A 25,595-nucleotide genomic window follows, 5' to 3' on the forward strand; every position below is an offset into this window, starting at 1 on the left:
ACGAGTGTCAGTCGACGTCGTCCACCGGCACGTGCTCGTCGCCGGGCAGCTCGGGCTCGTCGACCGGCTTGAGGTCCTCGACCGCAGGACCCTCGAGCAGGGTGCCGTCGGCCGCGAAGCGCGAGCCGTGCAGCGGGCAGTCCCACGAGCGCTCGGCGCTGTTCCAGGTGACGATGCCGCCGAGGTGCGTGCACACCGCCGACAGCCGGCACGTGACGCCGTCGACGGTCGAGACCGCGACCGGCTTCATGTCGGCGCTGCCCACGACGCCCTCGCCCTCCGCAGGCGGCGCCTCGGGCAGTGGATGCCGTTCGGCCGAGATCCACCCCGTCGTGGCGTCCCGCGCCACCTCGGCGCCCGCGACCGCACCCTGCACGAGATCCTTCGGGGTGGTGATGCGGTGGTGCAGCGTCTGCGCCCACGGGATGTTCCCGTCGAGCACCTCGGCCGCGATGCTGAGCGCCGCCGCGACGGCGTTCGTCATGCCCCACTTGTTGTAGCCGGTGGCGATCTTGACGTGCTTGCCGGTGCGCGGCATCCAGCCCACGAACGGCACCATGTTCAGCGACTGGTAGTCCTGCGCCGCCCAGGCGTGGGTGCGCTCGGCGCCAGGGAAGTGCTGATGCGTCCACTGCTCGAGGTCGTCCACCAGCGCCTGCGTGTCCGACGCCCGCCCCACGTCGTGATCGTTGCCACCCACCACCAGCAGCTGCTCGCCGTCGTGCGAGGCGGTGCGCAGCGACCTGGTCGGTGCGTCGATCGAGAGGTACATCCCCTGCGGGATGCGGGCGGCATCGGGCATCCGGTACGCCTGCGCGTACGAGCGGTTGGCCTTGAGCTTGGCGAAGTACAGGCCACGATCGAGGATCGGCACCCCCGTGGCGAGCACGACGGTGCCGGCGTGCACGTCGCCGACCGAGGTGATCACCCGGCTCGGCTCACCGGTGTCGACGTCCTTCACGCGCACGCCCTCGACGATCACCCCGCCGCGCTCGCGCAGATCCGCGGCGAGCGCGCGCAGCACGTCCATCGGGTCGAACTGCGCCTGTTCGCGCAGCCGGATGGCGCCGTGCACGCGGAACGGCAGCTCGAGCTCGCTCACCCGCTCGACGTCGAGCCCGGCCGCACGGCACGCCTCGTACTCCTTCTCGATCGAGCGCACACCGTCTTCCGTCCCCGCGTAGGTGAAGGCATCGCGGCGGTCGACGGCGACGCCGTGCTCGGCGAGATAGCGCAGCATCCACTGCTGGCCCTCGAGGTTGCCCTCGACGTAGGCCTTCAGCACCCGATCCGACCCGCGCGAGCGGATGCCCGAGAGCACCCCGCCCTGCAGCAGGCTGAGCTTGGCGGTGGTGTTGCCGGTCGCCGCAGCCCCGACGAACCGGGCCTCGAGCACCGCGACCGACAGGCCGGCCCGCGCGAGCAGCAGGGCGGTGGTCAGTCCGGTGAGACCTGCTCCGGCGACCACCGCGTCGTAGCGGGCGCCGGGCTCGAAGGTGTCGGTGGGGATGCGCTCACGCTGGTCGTCGAGCCATAGGGACGTCACGGTGTCTCCTTCGCTGGGGGCGAGTGAGTCCTCAGTACACCGCGCGCCCGGCCGCGGTGACCAGGCCTTGACATCGGAGCCGTCGCGACCATCGCAGGTGTCCTACGCTGGCTTCTGGCCGTGCGACGCGGCCTTCGATCGATCAGGGAGTCCACTTGCCCGAGCACACGCTTCTCGCCATCGACGCCGGCCAGACGGGCATCAAGACCCGCCTCGTCGCACCGGGCGGCAGCGCTCAGGAGTGGCTGTTCCCCGGCGTGCTCACCGACCGGCCGCTGCTGACGCAGCTGACGACGGTCGTCGCCGAGGTGACCCGGGTGGCGGGGCAGGCGCCGCACACCGTGACCTTCGGCGTCTCAGGCCTCACCTCGGCCGACGGCGAGGCGGATGCCCTGATGCAGCACCCCGATCTCGCGGACGTGCAGCGCATCGTCGTCACCCACGACTCGGTCACCTCGTTCCTCGGGGTGCTCGGCGACCAGCAGGGCGCCGTGGTCGCGGCGGGCACCGGGGTGGTGACGCTCGGCGTCGGACCCCAGCACTCGACCCGCGTCGACGGCTGGGGCCACATCATGGGCGATGCGGGCAGCGGCTTCTGGATCGGCCGCGTAGCGCTGGATGCGGTGATGCGCGCGCACGACGGCCGCGGCCCCGCGACGGCGCTGACCGCGGTCGTGAAGGAGCGCTGGCCCGACCTGGAGACCGCGTACGTCGCCCTGCAGTCGTCGGAGGATCGCGTGCGCACCGTGGCATCGTTCGCCGCGCCGACAGCCGCGCACGCGGCATCCGGAGACGACGTCGCGATCGGCATCTGCCGCGCCGCCGCAGCCGAGCTCGCGACGGCTGTGCTCGCGGCGCTGCGGGTCACCGACGCGCCGGCCGATGCCGCCGTCGGAGCGATCGGCGGCGTGTTCGGGTCCGACGTGATCCGGTCGGCGTTCGAGGAGATCGTGCGCGCCGAGCGTCCGGATGCCCGGTTCGTGCCGGCCGCCGGGTCCGGCCTCGACGGCGCCGTGGCCCTCGCGGGGCTCGGCTCCGAGCATCCGCTGCACGAGCGCTTCGCCGAGCGCACCCGCTGACACCTCGACCTGACCACCCGATCGGAGCCGCATCATGACGAACCCTCTGTTCCTCGAGATCGACAACACGCCCCGCGACTACGCCTGGGGGCTGGTCGACGGCGTCGCGCACGTGCGCGGCACCGCTCCGACCGGACGCAAGGAGGCCGAGCTGTGGCTCGGCGCGCACCCGTCCGCGCCGAGCAGGATCGTCGGCGGCGCTCCGTGGTCGACGCTCGAGGCGTGGGAGAGCGAGACCGGGGCGACCCTGCCGTTCCTGCTGAAGGTGCTGTGCGCGGCAGAGCCGCTGTCTCTGCAGGCGCACCCGAGCACCGCACAGGCACAGGCGGGCTTCGAGCGTGAGAACGCCCTCGGCGTTCCCGTCGACGCGCCGCACCGCACGTACCGCGACCCGCATGCCAAGCCCGAGCTGATCGTGGCCCTGCACGACGGGTTCGAGGCACTGTGCGGCTTCCGGCCCGCCGCCGAGGTGCAGGCCGACCTGCAGACTCTCGCCGGGCTGATCGACGCTGCGCCCGACGCGTCGGCGGCGCTGCAGACCTGGCAGCAGCACCTGGCCGGCGCCGACGGCATCCGCCGGGCGTTCCTGTGGCTGCTCTCGGGAGATGAGAGCCTGCCGGCGCTGGTCACGGCCGTGACCGCGGTCGCGGAACGGGATGCCCGCTTCGCGCTCCTCGCGCGGATCGCCGAGGCGCACCCGGCCGACCCCGGCATCCTCGGCGCGCTCATGCTGCAGCACCTCACGCTGCGCGCCGGCGAGGCGCTGTGGCTGCCGGCGGGCAACATCCACGCCTACCTGCGCGGCTCGGGCATCGAGCTGATGGGCCCGAGCGACAACGTCATGCGCGGCGGTCTCACCGGCAAGCACATCGACACGGTCGAACTCGACCGAGTTCTCGACGCTCGTGAAGGCGGAGACGCCCGCCTGGTGCCCGAGGTCGTGTCGGACGGCATCCGCGTCTTCCGGCCGGCCGGCCGCGGCGCCTCCGACGATCCAGGGTTCGAGCTCTACACCGTCGAGTCCGACGGCGAGATCACGCTCGACGGTGCCGCCATCGCGCTCGCGACCGACGGCGAGTTCGAGCTGGCATCCGACGACGAGCGCATCGCGATGCCGCGCGGTCGCGCGGTGCTGATCTCGCGCCCCGCCACGGTGCGCATCACCGGCGCCGGACGCCTGTTCGTGGCGGCGGGCTGATCGTCATGCCTCGCTTCGATCTGTCTCCCGCCGAGCTGCGCACGTACCGGCCCACCGTCGCGGAGCCCGCCGACTTCGACGCGTTCTGGCAGCGCACGCTCGACTCGTCGCGCCGGCTGGCCGCACCGGCCGAGCGCACCAGAGTCGAGACGCCCCTGACGCTGGTCGACGTGTACGACCTGACGTTCAGCGGGTTCGGCGGCGACCGCGTGCGCGGGTGGTACGTCGTACCCGCCGGCGCGACCGGACCCCTGCCGACGGTGGTGGAGTACAACGGCTACGGCGGCGGGCGCGGGCTGCCGCACGAGCGCCTCGGCTGGGCGGCATCCGGGTACGCGTGGGTGTTCATGGACACCCGCGGCCAGGGCAGCGGCTGGGGCACCGGCGGGTCGACCCCCGACCCGCACGGCACCGGCGCCTCGGCTCCCGGGTTCATGACCCGCGGCATCGACGACCCCGAGCAGTACTACTACCGTCGCGTGTTCACCGACGCGGTGCTGCTGATCGACGCGGTGCGCGCCCTGCCCGAGGTGGATGCCGACCGCATCGCGGTCACCGGCGGCAGCCAGGGCGGCGGCATCGCGATCGCGGCGGCCGGACTCAGCGACGGCCTGGTGGGCGTGATGCCCGACGTGCCGTTCCTGTGCCACTTCGAGCGGGCCGTCGGGTTGACCGACCGCGATCCGTATCAGGAGATCGTGCGCTACCTCTCGGTGCATCGGGATGCCGTGGCGCAGACCTTCGAGACCCTGTCGTACTTCGACGGCGTGAACTTCGCCGCTCGCGCGGACGCTCCCGCCCTGTACTCGGCGGCGCTGATGGATCCGGTGTGCCCGCCGTCGACCGTGTACGCCGCGGCCAACCGTCACCGGGGCGGTGCCGAGGTGGTGGAGTACGCGTTCAACGAGCACGAGGGCGGGCTGGGCGTGCAGTGGCAGCGCCAGGCGGCGTGGCTGGCTGAGCGGCTGGGCTGAGCGCCGCCGTTCGGGAGGAGGACCCGCACTCGGGAGGAGGCATCGCCCGCCAGCATCCGCCCCGGCGTGCGTTCCCCGCCCGAAAGTGCTGCCCGCAATCGCCCGGACGCGGCTCAGGAGGCGAGCGCGAGCCACGCGGCGAACGCGAACCCGGTCACCGTCGCGAGACCGGTCGACTCCGTCGCCTTCTTCTGCGCCTCGGGGATCATCGAGTCCACGAGCATGACCAGCAGCGCTCCCGCGGCGAAGCCGTTGGCCCCGGCGCGGAAGCTGTCGTCGACGACGGATGTCAGCGCGAATCCGCCCACGGTGGCGAGCGCGCAGAGCACGGCGACGCCCGCCCACAGCAGCACCACGCGGCTGCGCCGCATTCCGCCGGCCAGCAGGTCGGAGGCCGAGCCGATCGACTCGGGCAGGTTCGACACGATGATGGCGACGATCAGGGCGACGCCGATGCCTTCGCCCGAGGCGAGTCCGATGCCGAGCACGAGCTGCTCCGGGATGCCGTCGAGCAGCGCTCCGATCGCGAGCGACCCGCCACCGGCATCCGCCTTCCGCTTCGCCTGTCGCGCATCGAGGATGCGCGCGGCGACGTAGTAGCAGAGGGCGCCGGCGGCGACTCCGGCGATGAGCGGCAGGTGGCCGGCGAGCTCGACGCCCTGCTCCCACAGCTCGAAGGCGATGGATGCCATCAGCGCACCGGCCCCGAAGCCGAGGATGATGCCGAGCAGCCGGTCGGGCCACCTGCGCATCAGCGCGAGCAGCGCGCCGACCAGCAGCGGCGATGCCGCCACCGCGCCCCACAGCACTGCCTGACCCATGCGGCCCACGCTACCTCTGCGACCGGCACCCGCCCACCTCGTGAAACACAGGAGCTCCCGCGGAACACAGGAGGATCTCGGCCGAATCCTCCTGTGTTTCGTGCGTTCTCCTGCACCGCGTGCGGCCCTACCATCGGAAAAGGCGACACGCCGCACGCCGATAGACTTGAATCCATGTCCAAGGTGCTCCAGTCCCTCCCCGTCGGCGAAAAGGTCGGCATCGCTTTCTCCGGTGGTCTCGACACCTCCGTCGCCGTCGCGTGGATGCGCGAGAAGGGCGCCGTGCCCTTCACCTACACCGGCGACCTGGGCCAGTACGACGAGAGCGATATCGCCTCGATCCCCGGCCGCGCGCTCGAGTACGGCGCCGAGGAGTCGCGTCTGGTGGATGCCAAGACCGCACTCGTCGAAGAGGGCTTCGTGGCCCTGCAGTGCGGCGCCTTCCACATCCGCTCGGGCGGCAAGACGTACTTCAACACCACCCCACTCGGCCGCGCCGTCACCGGCACGCTGCTCGTGCGCGCCATGCGCGACGACGGTGTCGACATCTGGGGTGACGGCTCGACCTACAAAGGCAACGACATCGAGCGGTTCTACCGCTACGGCCTGCTGGCCAACCCCCGCCTGCGCATCTACAAGCCGTGGCTCGACGCCGACTTCGTCACCGAGCTCGGCGGCCGGCAGGAGATGAGCGAGTGGCTGGTCGAGCGCGGATTCCCGTACCGCGATTCGGCAGAGAAGGCGTATTCGACGGATGCCAACATCTGGGGCGCCACGCACGAGGCGAAGACCCTCGAGCACCTCGACGTGTCGCTCGAGACCGTCGACCCGATCATGGGCGTGAAGTTCTGGGACCCCGCGGTCGACATCGCCACCGAAGACGTCACCGTCACCTTCGAGGGCGGGCGTCCCGTCGCGATCAACGGCGTCGAGTACACCGACCCGGTCGCGCTCGTCATGGAGGCGAACACGATCGGCGGTCGCCACGGCCTGGGCATGAGCGACCAGATCGAGAACCGCATCATCGAGGCCAAGTCGCGCGGCATCTACGAGGCCCCCGGCATGGCGCTGCTGTTCATCGCCTACGAGCGCCTGGTCAACGGCATCCTGAACGAAGACACCCTCGCCACCTACCATGAGCAGGGTCGGCGCCTGGGCCGGCTGATGTACGAGGGCCGCTGGCTCGAGCCGCAGTCGCTCATGCTGCGCGAGTCGATCCAGCGCTGGGTGGGGCTCACCATCTCGGGCACGGTCACCCTGCGTCTGCGCCGCGGCGACGACTGGACGATCCTCGACACCGTCTCGCCGAACCTGTCGTACGGCCCCGAGAAGCTCTCGATGGAGCGAGTCGGCGACGCGGCCTTCGGCCCGGTCGACCGCATCGGCCAGCTCACCATGCGCAACCTCGACATCGCCGACTCGCGCTCGCGCCTCGAGCAGTACGCCGGCCTCGGCCTGGTCGGCGGCGCGACGGGCGAGCTGGTCGGCAAGGTGACCGCAGGTCAGGCGGCCGAGATCTCGGCATCCGAGACCGACGACGAGCAGCTCGCCGAGGCGGTCGACCTGGCATCCGAGGGCGCTGCCTTCGACTCCGGCACCGACTGAGCCTCCGGCAGCCCGCCTCCCGGACGCACACTTCGGGGGCCGACACTCCAGATGTCGGACACATCCTGCAGGAACGTCCGACATCTGGAGTGTCGGCCCCCGTTCTGTATCGCGTCGCTGGGAATCCGCCGAGCTATGTTGCACAGACCTGTGCAACATATTTATCCTTGAGGGATGTCCCGCTCCCCTCGCTCCGATGCGCGCGCCAACCGTGCCGGCATCCTCGACGCCGCGCGCAGCACCCTCGCACTCGACCCGTACGCGAGCGTCGACGTCATCGCGCGCAGCGCGGGGCTGAGCCGGCGCACCCTGTACGGGCACTTCGACGACCGCGACGCGCTGATCCGCGAGCTGATCAGCACCGGGGCGCAGCGGTTCAACGCGATCGCCGAGTCGGTCGCCGACGCCGACGCCCGCATCGCCCTCGCCCGGCTCGCCGCTCGGCTGTGGCAGGAGGCCGCGCACGTGCAGTTCGCCGCGGCGCTCGCACTCGACGAGGATCACGTCGAGCACACCGCCGCCGCCCTCGCGCCGTTGCGCAGAGCCGTCGCGCAGCTCGTCCAGCGCGGCCAGGACGACGGCAGCTTCCGCACCGACCTGATGGCGCCCACGCTCGCGCGCCTCATCGAGGAGATCGCGCGCACCGTCGTCGCCCGCACGGATGCCTCCAGCACGGGCGCGGCGAATCTCGCGGTCCGCACCGTGCTGAGCATCGCCGGACTATCGTGGCGCGAGACCGACCAGCTACTCACCGCCCACCCCGACATCACCTCCCACCCCGACATCACCGCCCACCCCGACATCACGGAGACCCCCGCGTGAGCGACACCGACACCGGCGCGAAGCCGAATGCGTGGAGCGTCTACCGCCGCGATCTCGGCAGGCTGGCACGGGTCAGCAAGGCGTGGATCATCATCATCGGGGTCATCGTCACCCCCTCGCTGTACGCCTGGTTCAACATCGTCGCGTTCTGGGATCCCTACTCGAACACGCAGCAGGTGAGCGTCGCCATCGTCAACCAGGACGCGGGAGCGTCATCCGAGCTCACCGGCCGCATCGACATCGGCGGCGAGCTGGTCAGCGAGCTGAAGCAGAACGATCAGCTGGGCTGGGAGTTCGTCGGTGAGGACGAGGCGATGGATGCCGTGGGCAGCGGGCGCAGCTACGCGGCGATCATCATCCCGCCCGACTTCAGCCACGACTTCCTCAGCATCACGACCGGCGAGTTCACCCGGCCCGAGCTGCAGTACTACGTCAACGAGAAGGCCAGCGCGATCGCGCCGAAGATCACCGACGTCGGCGCATCCACCCTCGACAACCAGATCAACAGCACCTTCGTCTCGACGGTCGCCGAGGCGGTCAGCACGCAGCTGAAGGACGCCGGGCTGGATGCCGAAGACCGCCTCACCGATGCCCGCGACTCCACGGCGGGTGCACTCGACGAGGCGGTCGGCAAGGTCGCGTCGGCGCGCGGACGGCTCGCCGATCTGCAGACCGGCCTGACGGATGCCGCAGACGGCATAGACCGGGCATCCGGCACTCTCGACAAGGTCGACCGCACCCTCGGCGAGGTGCAGACGTCCGTCGGCCAGGCGCAGCAGATCGCCGGCGAAGCACAGCAGGAGCTGCTCACCGTCACCGACCGGGTCACATCCGCATATGTCTCGGGTGCCACGCTCATCGCCGATGCCGCGGCGAAGATGAACGGGTCGATCGCGATCCTGGCATCCGGCCTGCAGCAGGCGAACGCCGCCGTCGCCACCACTGCAGACGACCTGAAGGCGGTGATCGAGTCGAACGCCGCCGCGCTCGACGAGCTGCAGGCGGCGCTCGACCGCACCGAATCCGGCTCGCCCGCGGCGCAGCGCCTGAGTGCCGCCATCGACGCCCTGCAGCAGCGCAACGCCGCCGACCAGCAGGTGCTCACCGACCTCACGCAGCTGACCGCCGACGTGTCGAGCACGATCACGGCGGTCACCGGCGCGGCCGACAGCGTCAACGGCGCCGTCGGCCAGGCGGCGACCTCGGCCACGGCGATCCGCGACGCGCTCACGCAGAGCGTCCCGCAGCTGAACCGGGCGATGTCGCAGCTCGCGGCGAGCGCCGACGCGTTCTCGGCGGCCCTCGGCTCGCAGCGCGCCCAGGTGGCTCAGGCGCAGAGCCTGCTCACGGGGCTGAAAACCCAGCTCGCCGGCGCCTCCGACGCCTTGGCCGCGTTCGACGGCAACCTGGCCACCGCCGAGACCTCCCTCGCCACCGTGCGCACCGACGTGCTCGCGCTCGGATCGGCCGAGATCTGGAGCAGGCTCAGCGAGGTCAGCGGCCTGCAGCCCGACGAGATCGCACGGTTCATGGCGTCACCCGTCGAGGTCAGCACGAAGACGATGTTCCCGACGCCCGCGTACGGGTCGGCGATGGCGGCGCTGTTCACCAACCTCTCGCTCTGGATCGGCGCGTTCGTCTTGATGGTGATCTTCCGGGTCGAGGTCGACACCGAAGGCGTCGAGGGCATCACCGTGCGCCAGGCGTACGTCGGCCGGTGGCTGCTGTTCGCCACGATCGTCGTGTTCCAGGCCGTGCTCGTGACGGTCGGCAACCTCGTGATCGGCGTGCAGTCGGCGAACCCGTTCGCCTACGTCGGCACCGGCGTGCTGATCGGACTCGCCTATCTCAGCATCATCTACGCACTATCGGTGTGCTTCGGCATCGTCGGCAAGGGCCTGTGCATCCTGCTGGTGATCGTGCAGATCCCGGGCGCCTCGGGCCTGTACCCGATCGAGATGATGCCCGACTTCTTCCGCGGGCTGTATCCCTTCCTGCCGTTCACCTACGGCATCGACGCGATGCGCGAGACCATCAGCGGCTTCTACGACGGCCACTGGTGGGGCTTCATGGGCATGCTGGCGATCTTCGTCGTGCTGGCGTGGGTGCTCGGGCTGCTCCTGCGCGGACGGCTCGGCAACTTCACCCGCCTGTTCAACCGGCGCCTGGCCGAGACCGAGCTGATGGTCAGCGAAGACGTGCACATCACCGGACGCCGTCGCACGCCCGAGATCATCCGGGCACTGACCGACGGCGACGGCTTCCGCGCCGACGTCGCGCGGCGCGCCCAGCGCTTCGCCGAGCGCCACGCGACGCGCCTGCGTCTCACGCTGATCGTCGGCGTCGCGGGCCTGGTCGTGCTGGCGCTGTGCGGATGGCTAATCCCGAGCGCCAAGGCCGTCGTGCTCGGCCTCGGCGCGCTGTGGTGCCTGCTGCTGATCGGCTTCGTCGTCGCGCTGGAGTACATCCGGCAGAGCATCGAGCAGGCCGCCGAGGTGGGCGAGATGCCGGATGCCGAGCTGCGCCGCGCCCTCGCGATCGAGAACTCCTCGCAGCGCGAGCTCCTCGCGGATGCCGGGTGGGAGCCCACCGTGGCCACCGCGGCCGCGACGTCTGCGAGCGGTGACGTCACCTCATCGACGGGCACGGCGGTGCTCGAGCATCCGGATGCCCGACACGAGACGCCGCCCGAGCAGGAGGCCGTCGCCGAGAGCGGACCCGACGACGACACGATCGCCCTCGACGACCTGTTCGCCGACGACGCCCCGCAGGCGCCGGATGCCGATGACCCGGCCGATCCCGAGGCGCCGGATGCCGATGACCCGGCCGATCCCGATCAGCCTGCCGCCGAGCATCCGGAATCGGCGTCCGATGAACCCGACCAGCCGACCGAGAAGGAGGCCGACCAGTGAGCAACGTCCTCGCCGTCATGCGGCACGACCTCCGACGCGCGATGAGCAGCGTGATGGCCGTCATCGTGCTGTTCGGGCTCGTCGTCATCCCGTCGCTGTTCACCTGGTTCAACGTGATCGCCAGCTGGAACCCGTTCGAGAACACTCGCAACCTCACCGTCGCGGTCGCGAACACCGACGACGGGTATCAGAGCGACCTCATGCCGCTGCGCATCAACGTCGGCGAGCAGGTCGTCTCAGCGCTGCGCGCCAACGACGACCTGAACTGGGTCATCACCTCGGAGCATGACGCGATCGACGGCACCCGGTCGGGCGAGTACTACGCGGCGATCGTGCTGCCGACCACCTTCAGCGCCGACATGATGACGTTCTACGCGAACGGCGGCGACCGCACACGCATCGACTACTACCTCAACGAGAAGAAGAACGCCCTGGCCCCGAAGATCACCGGGCAGGGCGCCAGTGAGGTCACCAAGAGCGTCAACGAGGTGTTCACCGAGACGCTCAGCGAAGCGGGGATGAACATCATCACGTCGCTGTCGAGCTATCTCGACGACGCCGACACGCAGGCGGCGCTGTCGAGGCTGCAGGCACGGGTCGAATCGGTGGCCGCGCAGCTGCGCGCGGGGGCAGCGACCGCCGACATGTTCACCTCGCTCATCGCGTCCAGCAGGCCCCTGGTCGAGAGCGCGTCCGGTCTGGTCAGCGGCTCGGGCGACGCGCTGCGCGACGCCCGCGGGGCGCTCGGCGGCGGGAAGGACGCCGCCGCATCGCTGAAGGACGTGCTGTCGTCGACCACGGCGTCGCTCGACGCGGCACTGCAGGGCACGTCCGACAGCTACCAGTCGGTGTCGGACAGCATCGACCGGGTGTTCGCCACGATGGATTCGCAGTCGGCGAGCGCCGCGCGCACGATCGCCGCCCTGGCGGACCGCGTGCAGGTCCAGGTCGATCAGCTGCAGACGCTGCGCGACGGACTCGTCCACGACGTGCGACCCGTGCTGCCCGAGACCGCGCTCGACGCGTTCGACGCGTCGGTGTCGGCCATCGACGCCGCCATCGCCCGGCAGACAGCCCTGCAGCAGCGTCTCGACGACGCCGCCACGCAGATCACCTCCTCCAACACGGCCAGCCAGAGCACCCGCGCCGAGATCGCCCAGCTGACCGCGCAGGCGAAGGCCGCGGTCGACGACGCCCGTCGCTCGTATACCGACAGCCTGCGCCCGAAGCTGGACGCCCTCGCCTCGACGCTCGCAGGCATCAGCTCGGGTGTCGCCTCGATCGGCGACGATCTGTCGTCCGCGGCGCGCTCGCTCACCGGATCGTCGTCGACCGGGTCGACGCTGACGGATGCCGAGGCACTCACCTCCGGCATCTCGGACTCGCTCACCGAGACCGCCGGACGGTTCGACGCGGTCGCGGCGGCTCTCACGACGGCGATCGACACCGGCGACCTGACCGCGCTGACCGAGCTGATCGGCGCCGACCCCCATGCCCTCGCGGCTCACCTCGCCGAACCCGTGAAGCTCACCCGCGTGCCGGTGTACTCGGTCGTCAGCTTCGGCGCCGCGATGACGCCGCTGTACACCGTGCTCGCCCTGTGGGTGGGTGCGCTGCTGACCTCGGTCGCGATCCGCGTCGACCCGCCGCGCGGCGGCGCCACCGGCCTCCCCGACCTCTCCCCCACCGAGACCTACCTCGGGCGGTTCGGCATCTTCGCGGTCGTCGGTTTCCTGCAGAGTTCGCTGCTCGGTCTCGGCAGCGTGCTGTTCACGCAGGTGCACCCACAGCATCCGTTCCTGCTCATCCTCGCGGGGTGGGTCGCGTCGCTCGTGTTCACGCTGATCATCTACACGCTCGTCGTCACCTTCGGCAACGCCGGCAAGGCGCTGGCGGTGCTGCTGCTGGTCATGCAGATCTCCGGCTCCGGCGGCGCGTATCCGCTGCAGGTGCTGCCGCAGTGGTTCCAGAGCATCAGCCCGTTCCTGCCGGCCACCCACGCGGTGAACGCGATGCGCTCGGCGATCGCGGGCATCTACCAGGGCGACTACTGGGTGTCGCTCGGCTGGCTGCTGGCGTTCGCGCTGCCGACGCTGCTGCTCGGGCTGGTTCTGCGGCGTCCGTTCATCCACAGCAATCAGAAGATGCTGGCGGCGCTGGAGTCGACGAAGCTCATGTAATCTCGTCGGGCTAGTCGGTAGGATGCCAGGGCGCGCGCTTGCCCGAGACGCGCACCCGGACTACGTGAGACGCAGTCCCACCTACCCTTGAGGACTTCCGCCGATGACGACTGATACCCGCGCTGCGGCACCACCGCGTAGCCTCGCCACCCGCATCGGAAGAATCGCGTTCCTCGTCGTCGCCGCCCTCGTCGTGATCGCCGTCGCCGCCGCGTTCTTCCTCACCTGGACGATCCAGCGATCGTTCCCGCAGACGTCGGGCGAGCTGTCACTGAAGGGGCTGGACAAGTCGGTGACCGTGCAGCGCGACGACCGCGGCATCCCGACCATCACGGCGTCGACCTCAGAGGATCTGCTGTTCGCGCAGGGCTTCGTGCATGCGCAGGACCGCTTCTTCGAGATGGACTTCCGGCGGCACGTGACCTCGGGCCGGGTCGCGGAGATGTTCGGCGCGTCGCAGGTCGGCACCGACAAGTTCCTGCGCACCCTGGGCTGGCGGGCGATCGCCGAGCAGGAGGTCGAGGCGCTCGACGAGACCACTCGCGGCTACTACCAGGCGTACGCCGACGGCGTGAACGCGTACCTGGCGTCGCGGTCGGGTGCCGAGCTCTCGCTCGAGTATGCCGTTCTGGGCATGCAGAACCCCGACTACGAGCCCGAACCCTGGGAGCCTGCCGATTCCGTCGCCTGGCTGAAGGCGATGGCCTGGGACCTGCGCACCAACATCGAGGACGAGACCGACCGGGCCCTCCTCGCGGCGCAGCTCGCCGAGGCCGGCGAGACGACCGAGCAGACCGGCGATCTGGTGCAGAGGCTCTACCCCGCCTACCCGTTCGCGAAGAATCCCGTCATCGTGCCCGAGATATCCCCGGTCGACCCGGTCGCGACCGACGCCGCCCCGGCGTCGTACTCCGGTGGCGGCGAGGCCGAGATCACCGATGCCCTGCGCACCGTCGAATGGCGCGAGGCAGACAGCGTCATCGAGGCCGCGAGCATGCTGCTCGGCGGTGCGGGCGAGGGTATCGGGTCGAACTCGTGGGTCGTGTCGGGTGATCTGACCGAGAGTGGGATGCCGCTGCTGGCCAACGACCCGCACCTCGGCGCCGCGCTGCCGTCGGTCTGGTACCAGGTGCAGCTGAAGTGCCGGAAGGTGAGCGAGGCGTGCCCGTTCGACGTCGGGGGGTTCTCGTTCTCGGGAATGCCGGGTGTCGTCATCGGTCACAACGCGAAGATCGCGTGGGGGTTCACGAACCTCACCACCGATGTCGCCGACCTGTACGTCGAGAAGCTCGACGGTGATTCGTACTGGCGCGACGGCGCGCTGGCCCCGCTCGAGGTCGAGGAGGACGTCATCAAGGTGGCCGGCGGCGACGACGTGCCGCTGACCATCCGTCGCACCGCGCACGGCCCGATCATCTCGGGCCTCACCGACGACTTCACCGCCATCGCCGACGACCCCGTGGTCAGCGTCGGCGACCAGCCTCTCGCTCTCGAGGGTGCGCCGGAGATCCCCGCCGGCGACACCGCGGTGAGCCTGCGCTGGACGGCTCTGGACCCGGGCACCACCTCCAGCGCTCTGTTCGCGATGAACATGGCAGAGGACTTCGAGGGCTTCCGCCGCGCGGCATCCCTCTTCGACGTGCCCGCGCAGAACCTGATCTACGCCGATCTCGAGGGCAACATCGGCTATCAGGCGCCGGGGCGCCTGCCGATCCGCGGCACGGGCGACGGCACGCTGCCGCAGCCGGGCTGGGACAGCAGCTACGACTGGCAGGGCTTCATCCCCTTCGACGAGCTGCCCGTGTCGTACAACCCGCCCGAGGGCTACATCGTCACGGCGAACAACGCGATCGTCAGCGACGACTACGCCTACTTCCTGTCGAAGGACTGGGACTACGGCTACCGCGCCGCGCGCATCGCGCATCTGATCGAGCGCCGCGCGGCGGCTGCGCCGCTCACCGCGCAGGACATGCGCGAGATCCAGATGGACGAGGAGATGTGGATCGGCAAGCAGCTCGTCGCGGCGATGGACGGGGTGACGGTCACGCGGAAGGGACCGAAGGCCGCCCTCGAGCTGCTTCGCACGTGGGACGCGCAGAACGCACCGGCCTCCCCGGCCGCGGCCTACGCGAACGCGCTGTGGTCGAACCTGGTGCGCAACGTCTTCATCGACCGCGAGGTCTCGATGCCGGTGAACGACCAGGGGCGGCTGTTCACGGTCGTCGGGCAGATGCTCGAAGACGAGAACGATCCGCTGTGGCAGAACGAGCGCGTCGGGGTCGACGACAGGGAGTCGATGCTCGCGCTGTCGGCCGACCAGGCCTACGACGAGCTGGCCGGGCTGCAGGGCGAGGACGTGACCGCCTGGCGTTGGGGTGACCTGCACGCGCTGTCGCTTACCCACGCGACCCTCGGCACGTCGGGCATCGCGCCGATCGAGATGCTGTTCAACCGCGGACCGTACCCGGTCGGCGGAGGATCGTCGGTCGTGAACGCCACCGGGTGGCGCCTGGGCGAGTCGTACGCGACGGTCACCGTGCCGTCGATGCGCATGGTCATCGACCTCGACGACTTCGACGCGTCGACGTGGAACCATCTGACCGGGGCGAGCGGACACGCGTTCAACCCGCACTACACCGATCAGACCGGCGACTGGGCCAAGGGCGAGCAGAAGCCGTGGGCGTTCACGACGAAGGCGGTGGCGAAGGCCGCCGTCGATCGGCTGGAGCTCACCCCCGCCGGGTAGCGGTGTCGGTCGGATGGTCGTCGGCGCGGCCCGGTAGCGTAGAGGGATGCCCGAACGTCTGCTCGCACCCGAGGGCTCCCCGGCCGACATCGGCGAGTTCACGTACGCCGGAGCGACTCTCGTGCACGAGGACTTCGGCAGGGGCCCGCGACCCATCGTGCTCGTGCACGGCATCGGCATGGGCCGCAGCGTGTACCTCGACCTCACCACCCACCTCGACGGGCGCATCATCGGGCTCGACCTGCCCGGCTTCGGCGAGGCGCCCGAGCCTGCGCGCACCCTCACCATGGAGCGTCACGCCGACCTGATCGCCGCCTATCTGCGCAGTCGCCGTATCGACGACGCGGTGATCCTGGGGCATTCGATGGGCAGTCAGATCGCCGCCGAGATCGCAGTGCGGCACCCCGATGTCGTCTCGGCGCTCGTGCTCGCCGGCCCGACCGTGAACAGCGCGTCGCGCAGCATCCGGGCTCAGGCCGGGTACCTGCTCTGGGACCTGCTGCACGAGCGGCCCGAGGTGCTCTGGCGAGGTGCCCGCGAGTACCTGCGCGGCGGGCCGCATCTGCTGCGCAAGATGAAGGCGACGATCGTGCACACCCCCGAGAACGCGTATCCGCGCGTGGAGGTTCCGGTGCTCGTCGTGCGCGGGCAGCGCGATCCGCTCGCCCCGATGACCTGGTGCCTGGAGATCGTCGACATGGTTCCGGATGCCCGTTTCGCCGAGATCCCCGACCACGGCCACGGCACGCTGATCAGCGAATCCTCGGGAGCGGCGGCAACGATCCGGGACTTCATCCGCGACCTCTGACCCGGCGCCCCGCCCACGGGCGGCTGTCACGGGGGTCACACTTCGGTGGCCGACACTCCAGATGTCGGCCGGATGCCCGGGATCGGTCCGACATGTGGAGTGTCGGCCCCCGGATCGTACGCCTCCCGGGCGCCAGGAGCCCGGGCTCCCGGGTTCCCGGGCCGCGGCGGGCGGGAGGCGCCCGCGGGGACGGTCAGCCGGCGGCGGGCGGGGTCTGCTTCGACTCGGCGTATTCGTCGACGACGAGGGTGTGCGCCTGGATCGTGCCGTTGCGGTACGCCTGACGGCCCACCATGTGCGCCGACAGCGGCGCGGTCGCGAACTGCAGCAGGATCACCGGGATGACGATCACCAGGCCCAGCAGCATGCCGCCGATCGTGCGCTGCGCCACGGCGATGGCCAGGCAGATGAGCACGAGACCGAGCACCTGCGGCTTGGTTCCCGCGTGCAGGCGACTGGGCACGTCGCGGAAGTGCAGCAGACCGACCGAGGCCGACAGGCAGAGGATCGCGCCCAGCAGCACGAGGGTCAGCGCGATGGTCTCGGCCACCGACGCCGGCAGCGCGATCTCGAGGAACGATGTCACGGTCATGGTGTCGTGTTGTCCCTTCGTGCGACGTAGCGGGCGACGGAGATGGATGCGAAGACGCCGACGGCGGCGATGATGAGCATGACGGGGATGTTGCGCGTGTGCCCGTTGATCGCCATGTCGGCGCCGAGCACGCACATCACCTCGGTGAGCAGCACGTCCGATGCCACCGTGCGGTCGAGGATCGACGGGCCTCGCACGATCCGGATCACGGCGAGGATGGCCGCGACGCCGAAGACGACGAGGATGGCGATGAGCAGCGGGTTCATCGTGCGCCTCCCTTCTCGTCGGCCTTGAGCGCCCGGTGCTGCTCCGGCGTGCCGACGGCGCGCACGATGCGGCGCTCCCAGCGCAGCACACCCTCACGGAACCGGTCCACGTCGGCGCGGGTGCGCACGCCGATCACATGCAGGTACAGGATGCGTCGGTCGCGGTCGCTCTCGACGACCAGCGACCCGGGGATGAGCGAGGCGGTCACGGCGACATGCGTGGTGAGGATGTCGTCGGCATACCGCAGCGGGATGGCGATGATCGCCGCCCCCGGCTGGCGCCGGAAGTCGAACACCTGGATCGTCACGCTGATGGCGCCCGCCACCACAGCGCCGAGGAAGTGGGTGATGAACACCAGCGAGTGCCAGACGTTCACCCGACCCACCAACTCGACCGTCGGCAGGCGGAAGACCCGGGTCACGAAGATCGCGACCAGGATGCCCGTGACGACCGCCAGCGGCGTGAACTGGTGCCACAGCAGCATCCAGAGCAGCACCAGCCAGATCATGAAAGGCAGCTGCAGCAGGATGTCGCGCACGATGCGGCGCCGGGACTCGGGGTGCATCAGCTCGCCCCCTCGTCGATCAGCTCGAGCGTGACGGGCTGCAGCAGCCCCGCTCCGATGCGGTCGCAGATCGCGTACAGCGGACCGGCGAAGAGGGTCAGCGCAACCGTGACCGCCACCATGCCTGCGGTGGCATACGTCATGATCGGGGGGATCTCGCGGGTCTCGCCCTGTTCGTCGGCCGCCGGCGCGTTGCCGAGGTACTCGATGCGGCCGTCGCTCTCGGCGCCGCCGTCGTCCTCGCGCCAGAAGGCGAGGTTCCACGCGCGCATGAGCGCGTACAGGGTGAGCAACGAGGTCAGGATGCCACCGAAGATCAGCACGATCATGAGCGGTGTGCCCACCGCGGCGGCAGCCTCGAAGAGCGCGACCTTGCCGATGAAACCCGAGAACGGCGGCAGACCGCCGAGGTTGATGGCGGGCACGAAGTACAGCACCGCCAGCACCGGCGCGGCCTTCATCAGACCGCTCACTCGCAGGATCGACGTGCTGCCCGCCTTGCGCTCGATCAGTCCGACGGCCAGGAACAGGGTGGTCTGCACGACGATGTGGTGCACGATGTAGTACACCGTCGCCCCGATCGCAGCCTCTGTCGCGATCGCCAGACCGAAGATCATGTAGCCGACGTGGCTGACCAGGGTGAACGACAGGATCCGCTTCAGCTCGGCCTGCGCCACCGCGCCGAGCACCCCGATCACCATGGTGGCCAGCGCGACGATCAGCAGCAGGGTGTTGATGTCGCTGCTCGCGAACAGCTGGGTCTCGGTGCGGATGAGGGCGTACACGCCGACCTTGGTGAGCAGGCCCGCGAACACCGCCGTGACCGGCGCGGGCGCGGTCGGGTACGAGTCGGGCAGCCAGAACGACACGGGGAAGATGGCGGCCTTGATGCCGAACGCGACCAGCAGGATCAGGTGCAGCACGAGCTGGGTCTCCTGCGGCAGCTGGGCCACGCGCTCGGCGACCTGCGCCATGTTCACCGTGCCGACGGCACCGTAGATCAGCGCGATCGCGGCGAGGAAGAGGATCGACGACACGAGCGAGACGACGATGTACACCGCGCCCGTGCGGATGCGCGACTCGGTGCTGCCCAGCGTGATCAGCACGTACGACGCCACGAGCAGGATCTCGAATCCGACGTAGAGGTTGAACAGATCGCCCGCGATGAACGCGTCGAAGATGCCGGCCGCGAGGATGAGGTAGGTCGGGTTGAAGATCGAGATCGGCGTCTCCTCGGCGCCGTCGGCGGCACCCTGACCGATCGAGAAGAGCAGCACCGCGAGCAGCACGATGCTCGAGATCAGCACGAGCAGCGCCGCCAGGCGGTCGACGTAGAGAATGATGCCGAACGGCACGGGCCACCCGCCGACGGAGACGGCGAACGGCTGATCCGAGGCATCCACCGCCAGCAGCAGCACCGCCGCGATGATCGAGACCGTCACGAGGGTGACCGTGGTGACGACGACCTGCAGCCGGGGACTGCGGCCGAAGATCAGCGTGAGAGCCGCGCCGAGCAGCGGCAGCATCACGATGAGGGGGACGAGTGCGCTCACGGGCGACCTCCGCTCTCGTCCCGGCTTCCCTGGGTCCCCGAGCCTGCCGAAGGGCCGGCATTCCGGGCATCCGGAACATCCACCGGCGCGTCGTCGACGATGGCAGGGTGATCGCGCATGTTCAGCACGGTGATCGGAGCGGTGGTGACGCCCACGAAGTCGGTGGTCGCCTCCTCGTCCTCGGGGGTGGACTCGTCGTCGAAGAGGTCCTCCTCGGCATCCGTGCGCTCACGCACGGCGATGTCGCCCAGGTCGTCCTCGACGGTGTCCGCCTGACCCAGCTGCCACGAGCGGTAGATGAGGGCGAGCAGGAATGCTGAGACGGCGAAGGTGATGACGATCGCGGTCAGCGTCAGCGCCTGCGGCAGCGGGTCGCTGACTGCGCCCTCCTCGCCGTAGAACGGCGCCGATCCGGGTACGCCCATCACGATCAGCAGCAGCAGGTTCGTCGCGTTGCCGAGCAGCAGGAAGCCGATGAGCACGCGGGTCAGGCTGCGCTCCATCATCGCGTACACGCCGGCGGCGAACAGCACGGCCATGATCACGATGAGGGTGAGCGAGACGTCCATCAGATGACCGCCCCCTTGCTGCGCGTCTCGAGGGCCTGCCGGTCGACCTCGGCGCCGAGGCTGCGCAGCACGTCGAGCACGAGCCCGATGACGACGAGGTACACGCCGATGTCGAAGACCGTCGAGCTGACGAACTCGATGTGGCCGAGCAGCGGCACCTCGGCCTCCCACACCGCGCTCTGCAGCGGCGCCATGCCGAAGAACAGCGGCAGCAGTGCGGCTCCCACGGCGAGGATCAGTCCTCCGCCGAGCAGTCGCCCGGCGTCGGTTGGGGCGGCAGCCCCGAGCTCCCACCGCCCGCCGGCGATGTAGCGCATCACCAGCGCCATCCCCGCGACCAGTCCCCCGGCGAAGCCGCCGCCCGGCAGGTTGTGTCCGGCGAACAGCAGGTAGATCGACACGAGGATGATCGTGTGGAACAGCACCCGCACGATCACCTCGAGCAGGATAGAGCGGTTCTCCGCCTTCATCTGCTGACCGCTGACCAGCCATGCGCGCGGCGCGCCGCGGTTCTCGGCGGTCTGGAATCGCGGGCCCTCGTCGGTCTCGACCATCGGCCGGCGCGCCGTCGACCGACGCGCCGTCTCGGGCAGGTCGCGCGTGGCCGAGAGCAGGTCGGCGCGGTGGGTGACGAAGACGAGGGATGCCACACCGGTCGCGGCCAGCACGAGCACGCTCAGCTCGCCCATCGTGTCCCATCCGCGCAGGTCGACGAGGGCGACGTTGACGACGTTCTTGCCGTGGCCGAGGTCGTAGGCGAGCTGCGGGAAGTCGATCGAGATCGGGTCGAACATGCGCGCCTGGGTCGCCACGATCGCGAGGAAGGCCATCACGACGCCGACACCGACGGCCAGCACGGCACGCGGGATCCGCCCCACCGACGCGTTGTGCTCGCCCATGCGCGAGGGCAGCCGGCGCAGCACCAGGGCGAAGGTGACCATGGTCACGGTCTCGACGAGGATCTGGGTGAGCGCGAGGTCGGGAGCGCCGCTGGTTGCGAACAGCACGACCATGCCGAGCCCTGTCACCGAGACGAGCACCACTCCCGTGTAGCGCTTGCGGGCGCGCACGGCGATGATGCCCGCGATGGCCATCACCGGCGCGACGACGATCTGCACCGGCGTGTGCCACGCCGAGAGCGCGAGTCGATCCGGCATCGCGGCGACGAGCGCGGTGGCCTCTGCGGCGAGAAGCACGACGAAGATCGTGCCGACGTACAGCGGCAGCGAACCGCGCTGCGTGACGCTCGTGGTCAGCACCGAGAGTCGGTCGACGCCGCGCATGACGAGGTAGTACGCGTCGGCGGCGGTGAAGCGCAGCAGGCGGCGACGACGATCCCATCGGGTCCGGATGCTGAGCACGAACACCCCGATGCCCACGCCGATCGCGCCCAGAGACAGCAGTAGCGCGGGTTCGAGTCCGTGCCAGAGGGCAAGATGGCCGGGCTCCTCGGATCCCAGCGTCGTCGCATAGCCCTGCAGGGCCACGTCGACGGCGGGCGCCCCGATGCCGGCGGCGATCGTGATGCCGGCCAGCACGATCGGAGCCGACAGGAAGCCCACCGGCGGATCCGGCCATGCCGTTTCGGGCATGAAGGCGCCGTCGGCATCCTTCTTGCGCCAGAACGCGCCCCAGAGGAACCGGCAGCCGTAGGCGACCGTGAGGATCGCGCCGACGGTCACGCCGACCAGCGCCACCCACCCCCACGCCGAGCCGTGCAGGGCGTCATCGAGCAGGGCGGCCAGGGTCGACTCTTTGGCGACGTACCCGATCGTCGGGGCGACGCCCATCATCGAGGCCACCGAGATGAACGCGGCGGTCGCCATGACCGGCGCCTGCCGGCCGACGCCCGACAGCTCGTCGATGTCGCGCGTGGAGAGCTGGCGGTCGATCACACCGACGATGAGGAACAGCGCAGACTTGAACAGCGCGTGCCCGATCACCAGGGCCAGGCCCGCCAGTGCCGCGGCCGGCGTGCCGTAGCCGACGACGACGGCGAAGAACCCGAGCTGGCTGACGGTGCCGAACGCCAGGATGCGCTTGAGGTCTGTCTCGCGCAGCGCCTGGATGCCGCCGAGCAGCAGCGTGAGCACGCCCAGTGTGATGACGATCGGCCGCCACGGGGCCGAGAGCGCGAAGATCGGCGCGAACCGCGCGATGAGGTAGATTCCGGCTTTCACCATCGCCGCTGCGTGCAGATACGCGCTGACCGGCGTGGGCGCGGCCATCGCGCCGGGCAGCCAGAAGTGGAACGGGAACAGCGCCGACTTCGAGATCGCGCCTATGAGCAGCATGACGATCGCGGCATCGACCAGAGGTCCGGTCGGGGCGAGGGCGAGCAGCTCCCGGATGCTGGCCGTGCCGGTCTCGACGACGAGCAGGATCGCCCCGACGAACAGCACGAGTCCGCCGAGCGTGGTCACAAGCAGGGCCTGCAGGGCGGCTCGTCGGCTGGCCGCGCGGCGCCGGTAGTGGCCGATGAGCAGGTACGACAGGATGCTCGTGAGCTCCCAGAACATCACGAGCATGACCAGGTCGTCGGTGAGCACCAGCCCGTACATCGCCCCGGCGAAGCCGAGCAGCACGCCGGCGAACTGGCCGACCTCGCGGCCCTCGTCGTGGAAGTACCAGCGGCAGTACAGCAGCACGAGGGCACCGACCCCGGTCACGATCAGCGTCAGCACCCAGCCGAGCACGTCCATGTGCATCGACACGTTCAGGCCGAGCTGCGGTATCCACCGGTACAGCTCGAAGGGTGCATCCCGCCCGTCGAGCACCCGCGGCGCCTGCACGAGAGCGTGCACGAACGCCGCGGCGGGAACGACCGCGCCGAGCACGAATGCCTGTGCTCCGAGCCAGCGCACCAGGAGGGGAAGAACGATCGACCCCGCCAGGAACACGGCGAGGAGCAACAGCATAAGCGGCTCCTCAAGCTCGTCGAGGCCTTCCGGCACAGGCGGGCGATGTAACTCTATTCTACGGGTCTGTCGCGCACTGTCGGCGCGGCAGCCGTCTCGCCGGCGCGGAACTCGCACGAGAAGTGCACCGACTCGCCCGCCTCGCCCTCGAGCATCCGAGCCACCTGCTCCCCCGCTGCGCGGCCCTTCTCGAGCGCCGGCTGCGCCATCGTCGTGAGCTCGAGCGACCCGAGCCCGTCGGCGGCGATGCCGTCGAAGCCGACGACGCTGAGGTCGTCGGGCACGCGCAGCCCGAGCTCCTCGGCGGCGCGGATGGCGCCCACGGCCAGCAGGTCGCTCTGCGCGACGATCGCGGTCGGCCGGTCGTCGCGCAGCGTTCCCTCGTCCGTGGCGAGCAGCATGCGGGCGACGAGGTAGCCCTCGTCGACCAGGCTGCCCCCCGCGGTGATGGCCAGCGCGTCGGGGAACACCTCGCGGAAGCCCGCCAGCCGGTCGAGCGTGACCGAGACGGTGGCCGCCGCCTCCCTCGCCGGAGTCAGCGGCACGCGCTCCCGCGCCGAGTCGACCGGCAGCGTGATGGTCGCCACTCGTCTATGCCCGAGTTGGAATACATGCCGGGAGATGGTCGCGCTCGCCTCTCGATTGTCGAGCGTCACTTGCGGCACCTCGATGCCCGCATCGCCTTCGATCACCACGACGGGCAGGCCGCGCTGCCGCACGACCTCGAGCAGCTCGCCGGCCCGCGCCGAGCATCCGATCAGCACGACGGCGTCGACGGGCGCCTCGGCGATGGCCGGCGGCTCGTCGTCACGCGGGTCGTCGCGCAGCAGCAGGATCCCCGTGCTGATCGAGGCCAGCGCGTCGGTCAGGCCGTCCATCATCACCGTGGTGACGGGGTCGAGGAACGCGTGCCGCAGCTCACCGGCGAGCACCACGCCCACGATTCCGCTGCGACCGGTGCGCAGCGATGCGGCGCGAGGGTCGGGTCCGGTGTAGCCGAGAGCCGCAGCCGCCTCGAGCACCTTCTCGCGGGTGGCGTCGGCGACGTTCACTTTGCCGCTGAACACGACCGATGCCGTCGATGTCGACACCCCGGCCTCGCGCGCGACGTCGGCGATCGTCGCTCGTCGTATCCCGGTGCCCATGCTCTGAGGATAGCTCCCGACACCCACCGGCGGGCTCGTGTATCGAATCGTTTCGATACACTGTCCGGATGGACACCGCCCTCACCCGCTCGCAGTTCGTCCGCTGGCGCGTCGCGATCTTCGCGATCTTCCTCGCCAGTGGCCTGTCGATCGCGACCTGGGCGTCGCGGGTGCCGAGCATCGCCGCCGCGCTGCAGATCGACAAGGCGCAGATCGGCCTGCTGCTGCTGGGCATGGGCATCTCGTCGATCATCGGCATCTCGACCGGTCCGGTGGTGATGGCCCGCACCGGCGCGCGCCTGGGGATGCTGATCGGCATGGTGCTCTTCGGCTCGGGCGTCATCCTCATCGGCGTCGGCACCGACGTGTTCGGGTCCATTCCCGTCGTCGTGCTGGGCATGGTGCTCTTCGGCTTCGGCAACGGATCGGTCGACGTGATGATGAACGTCGAGGCCACCGCCATCGAGCAGCAGATGGGCAAGACGATCCTGCCGGTGTTCCACGCCTTCTTCAGCTTCGGCACGGTCATCGGAGCCGGCGCCGGTGCAGGAGCCGCCGTGCTCTCCATGAACGTCGCCGCGCATGCGGGCATCATCGGCGCGATCATCCTCACCGCTGCCGTCGTCTGCTTCTTCCAGGTGCCCGTGCGCGAGGCGGCCCTCGACCCTGCGCCCGACGAGAAGCCGTCGGTGCGCCGACGTCTGCACACCGCGCTCGAGGCGTGGCGCGAACCGCGCACCTACGCTCTGGGCATCGTCATGCTCGGCATGTCGTTCGCCGAGGGCGGCGCCAACGACTGGATCGCGCTCGGCGTCGTCGAAGGCCACGGCGAAGACGTGGGCATGGGCGCGCTCGCACTCACCGTGTTCTCGGTGGGCATGACCGCCGTGCGCCTGTGCGGCGGTCCGCTCGTCGACCGCTTCGGTCGGGTCGCCGTGTTGCGCGTGCTCGCCGCGACCGCGGCATCCGGCATCCTGCTCTTCATCCTCGCGCAGAGCCTCCCGCTCGTGCTGCTCGGGGCCGCGCTCTGGGGTATCGGCGCCTCGCTCGGCTTCCCGCTCGGCATGTCCGCCGCGGCCGACGACCCGGCCAAGGCCGCAGCCCGGGTGAGCGCCGCGGCGACCATCGGCTATGTCGCCTTCCTCGGCGGCCCGCCCGTGCTCGGCCTGATCAGCGAGCACATCGGACTGCTGAACACCCTGTTCATCCTCGTGGCGCTCGTGGTGATGTCGGGACTGTTCTCGTCGGCCGCGAAGCCGCTGCACGCCGACGACCCGGCCCTGACGAAGTAGGCT

At 70.1% G+C, this 25,595-nt stretch carries 19 protein-coding genes; 10 read left to right on the top strand and 9 right to left on the bottom strand.

The genetic code is table 11. The annotated features are described in order from the left end of the window. Positions 1-7 precede the first annotated feature (7 nt). Positions 8-1,546, bottom strand: a complete 1,539-nt coding sequence (locus ACWIDW_RS04420; RefSeq protein WP_454123292.1) for an FAD-dependent oxidoreductase — start codon at positions 1,544-1,546, stop codon at positions 8-10. Between the two features lie 155 nt (positions 1,547-1,701). Here ACWIDW_RS04420 and ACWIDW_RS04425 point away from each other — a divergent pair, with 155 nt between their 5' ends. The 3 genes from ACWIDW_RS04425 to ACWIDW_RS04435 are packed head-to-tail and all read left to right on the top strand — an operon-like array spanning position 1,702 to position 4,797. Then, positions 1,702-2,625 (top strand): N-acetylglucosamine kinase, encoded by a 924-nt coding sequence (locus ACWIDW_RS04425; protein ID WP_454123294.1) that lies wholly within the window; start codon positions 1,702-1,704, stop codon positions 2,623-2,625. A 34-nt stretch (positions 2,626-2,659) separates the two neighbouring features. Next, positions 2,660-3,823 carry a mannose-6-phosphate isomerase, class I gene (gene manA, locus ACWIDW_RS04430; protein WP_454123296.1) on the top strand — a complete coding sequence of 388 codons (1,164 nt, stop codon included), beginning with the start codon at positions 2,660-2,662 and terminating at the stop codon, positions 3,821-3,823. Between the two features lie 5 nt (positions 3,824-3,828). After that, a complete protein-coding gene (locus ACWIDW_RS04435; RefSeq protein ID WP_454123298.1) occupies positions 3,829-4,797 on the top strand; it encodes an acetylxylan esterase in 969 nt (322 codons plus the stop codon). 113 nt (positions 4,798-4,910) lie between these two features. Here ACWIDW_RS04435 and ACWIDW_RS04440 read toward each other — a convergent pair whose 3' ends face one another. After that, positions 4,911-5,618, bottom strand: a complete 708-nt coding sequence (locus tag ACWIDW_RS04440; protein WP_454123300.1) for a ZIP family metal transporter — start codon at positions 5,616-5,618, stop codon at positions 4,911-4,913. A gap of 174 nt (positions 5,619-5,792) precedes the next feature. On the opposite strand from ACWIDW_RS04440, the gene argG reads away from it, so the two are divergent. The 6 genes from argG (at position 5,793) to ACWIDW_RS04470 (ending at position 16,691) form a co-directional block, all read left to right on the top strand. Then, positions 5,793-7,223, top strand: coding sequence for an argininosuccinate synthase (gene argG, locus ACWIDW_RS04445; protein ID WP_454123302.1), 1,431 nt, complete (start codon positions 5,793-5,795; stop codon positions 7,221-7,223). Between the two features lie 174 nt (positions 7,224-7,397). After that, entirely contained in the window at positions 7,398-8,045 is a 648-nt protein-coding gene (locus ACWIDW_RS04450; protein WP_454123303.1) for a TetR/AcrR family transcriptional regulator, read from the top strand. Then, a complete protein-coding gene (locus ACWIDW_RS04455) occupies positions 8,042-10,957 on the top strand; it encodes a YhgE/Pip family protein (protein WP_454123305.1) in 2,916 nt (971 codons plus the stop codon). Before ACWIDW_RS04450 ends, ACWIDW_RS04455 begins: the two co-directional genes overlap by 4 nt. Continuing rightward, complete coding sequence (locus ACWIDW_RS04460; protein ID WP_454123307.1) at positions 10,954-13,137, top strand: YhgE/Pip family protein; 2,184 nt, start codon at positions 10,954-10,956, stop codon at positions 13,135-13,137. Before ACWIDW_RS04455 ends, ACWIDW_RS04460 begins: the two co-directional genes overlap by 4 nt. A 103-nt stretch (positions 13,138-13,240) precedes the next feature. Beyond that, positions 13,241-15,883 carry a penicillin acylase family protein gene (locus ACWIDW_RS04465; protein WP_454123309.1) on the top strand — a complete coding sequence of 881 codons (2,643 nt, stop codon included), beginning with the start codon at positions 13,241-13,243 and terminating at the stop codon, positions 15,881-15,883. A 46-nt stretch (positions 15,884-15,929) separates the two neighbouring features. Beyond that, the gene (locus ACWIDW_RS04470) at positions 15,930-16,691 is read left to right on the top strand and encodes an alpha/beta fold hydrolase (RefSeq protein ID WP_454123311.1); all 762 of its coding nucleotides are present in this window, start codon (positions 15,930-15,932) and stop codon (positions 16,689-16,691) included. 193 nt (positions 16,692-16,884) lie between these two features. Here ACWIDW_RS04470 and mnhG read toward each other — a convergent pair whose 3' ends face one another. Genes mnhG through ACWIDW_RS04505 form a run of 7 tightly spaced genes read right to left on the bottom strand, consistent with a single transcriptional unit; the run spans position 16,885 to position 24,300 of the window. Then, complete coding sequence (gene mnhG, locus ACWIDW_RS04475; protein WP_454123312.1) at positions 16,885-17,283, bottom strand: monovalent cation/H(+) antiporter subunit G; 399 nt, start codon at positions 17,281-17,283, stop codon at positions 16,885-16,887. After that, on the bottom strand, positions 17,280-17,549 hold the full coding sequence (locus ACWIDW_RS04480) for a monovalent cation/H+ antiporter complex subunit F (protein ID WP_454123314.1): 270 nt from the start codon (positions 17,547-17,549) through the stop codon (positions 17,280-17,282). The genes mnhG and ACWIDW_RS04480 overlap by 4 nt, the downstream gene beginning before the upstream one ends. Further along, positions 17,546-18,115 (bottom strand): Na+/H+ antiporter subunit E, encoded by a 570-nt coding sequence (locus ACWIDW_RS04485; protein WP_454123316.1) that lies wholly within the window; start codon positions 18,113-18,115, stop codon positions 17,546-17,548. The genes ACWIDW_RS04480 and ACWIDW_RS04485 overlap by 4 nt, the downstream gene beginning before the upstream one ends. After that, entirely contained in the window at positions 18,115-19,668 is a 1,554-nt protein-coding gene (locus ACWIDW_RS04490; protein ID WP_454123318.1) for a Na+/H+ antiporter subunit D, read from the bottom strand. The genes ACWIDW_RS04485 and ACWIDW_RS04490 overlap by 1 nt, the downstream gene beginning before the upstream one ends. Continuing rightward, positions 19,665-20,237: a Na(+)/H(+) antiporter subunit C gene (locus ACWIDW_RS04495; RefSeq protein ID WP_454123319.1), complete on the bottom strand. Its 573-nt coding sequence runs from the start codon at positions 20,235-20,237 to the stop codon at positions 19,665-19,667. Before ACWIDW_RS04495 ends, ACWIDW_RS04490 begins: the two co-directional genes overlap by 4 nt. Beyond that, a complete protein-coding gene (locus ACWIDW_RS04500; protein ID WP_454123321.1) occupies positions 20,237-23,155 on the bottom strand; it encodes a Na+/H+ antiporter subunit A in 2,919 nt (972 codons plus the stop codon). Before ACWIDW_RS04500 ends, ACWIDW_RS04495 begins: the two co-directional genes overlap by 1 nt. Before the next feature lie 53 nt (positions 23,156-23,208). Beyond that, positions 23,209-24,300: a LacI family DNA-binding transcriptional regulator gene (locus tag ACWIDW_RS04505; RefSeq protein ID WP_454123323.1), complete on the bottom strand. Its 1,092-nt coding sequence runs from the start codon at positions 24,298-24,300 to the stop codon at positions 23,209-23,211. A gap of 68 nt (positions 24,301-24,368) precedes the next feature. Between ACWIDW_RS04505 and ACWIDW_RS04510 the strand changes: the two genes are divergently transcribed. Then, positions 24,369-25,592, top strand: a complete 1,224-nt coding sequence (locus ACWIDW_RS04510; protein WP_454123325.1) for an MFS transporter — start codon at positions 24,369-24,371, stop codon at positions 25,590-25,592. The last annotated feature ends 3 nt before the right edge of the window (positions 25,593-25,595 follow it).

The sequence above is a fragment of the Microbacterium sp. NPDC055312 genome, assembly GCF_053645675.1.

Excerpts from the sequence above, each read along its gene's own strand:
- ACWIDW_RS04480 (WP_454123314.1), bottom strand. The coding sequence starts at position 17,549 with ATGAACCCGCTGCTCATCGCCATCCTCGTCGTCTTCGGCGTCGCGGCC.
- argG (WP_454123302.1), top strand. The coding sequence starts at position 5,793 with ATGTCCAAGGTGCTCCAGTCCCTCCCCGTCGGCGAAAAGGTCGGCATC.
- mnhG (WP_454123312.1), bottom strand. The coding sequence starts at position 17,283 with ATGACCGTGACATCGTTCCTCGAGATCGCGCTGCCGGCGTCGGTGGCC.
- ACWIDW_RS04485 (WP_454123316.1), bottom strand. The coding sequence starts at position 18,115 with ATGCACCCCGAGTCCCGGCGCCGCATCGTGCGCGACATCCTGCTGCAG.
- ACWIDW_RS04495 (WP_454123319.1), bottom strand. The coding sequence starts at position 20,237 with ATGGACGTCTCGCTCACCCTCATCGTGATCATGGCCGTGCTGTTCGCC.
- manA (WP_454123296.1), top strand. The coding sequence starts at position 2,660 with ATGACGAACCCTCTGTTCCTCGAGATCGACAACACGCCCCGCGACTAC.
- ACWIDW_RS04470 (WP_454123311.1), top strand. The coding sequence starts at position 15,930 with ATGCCCGAACGTCTGCTCGCACCCGAGGGCTCCCCGGCCGACATCGGC.
- ACWIDW_RS04510 (WP_454123325.1), top strand. The coding sequence starts at position 24,369 with ATGGACACCGCCCTCACCCGCTCGCAGTTCGTCCGCTGGCGCGTCGCG.
- ACWIDW_RS04465 (WP_454123309.1), top strand. The coding sequence starts at position 13,241 with ATGACGACTGATACCCGCGCTGCGGCACCACCGCGTAGCCTCGCCACC.
- ACWIDW_RS04440 (WP_454123300.1), bottom strand. The coding sequence starts at position 5,618 with ATGGGTCAGGCAGTGCTGTGGGGCGCGGTGGCGGCATCGCCGCTGCTG.
- ACWIDW_RS04505 (WP_454123323.1), bottom strand. The coding sequence starts at position 24,300 with ATGGGCACCGGGATACGACGAGCGACGATCGCCGACGTCGCGCGCGAG.
- ACWIDW_RS04450 (WP_454123303.1), top strand. The coding sequence starts at position 7,398 with ATGTCCCGCTCCCCTCGCTCCGATGCGCGCGCCAACCGTGCCGGCATC.
- ACWIDW_RS04500 (WP_454123321.1), bottom strand. The coding sequence starts at position 23,155 with ATGCTGTTGCTCCTCGCCGTGTTCCTGGCGGGGTCGATCGTTCTTCCC.
- ACWIDW_RS04435 (WP_454123298.1), top strand. The coding sequence starts at position 3,829 with ATGCCTCGCTTCGATCTGTCTCCCGCCGAGCTGCGCACGTACCGGCCC.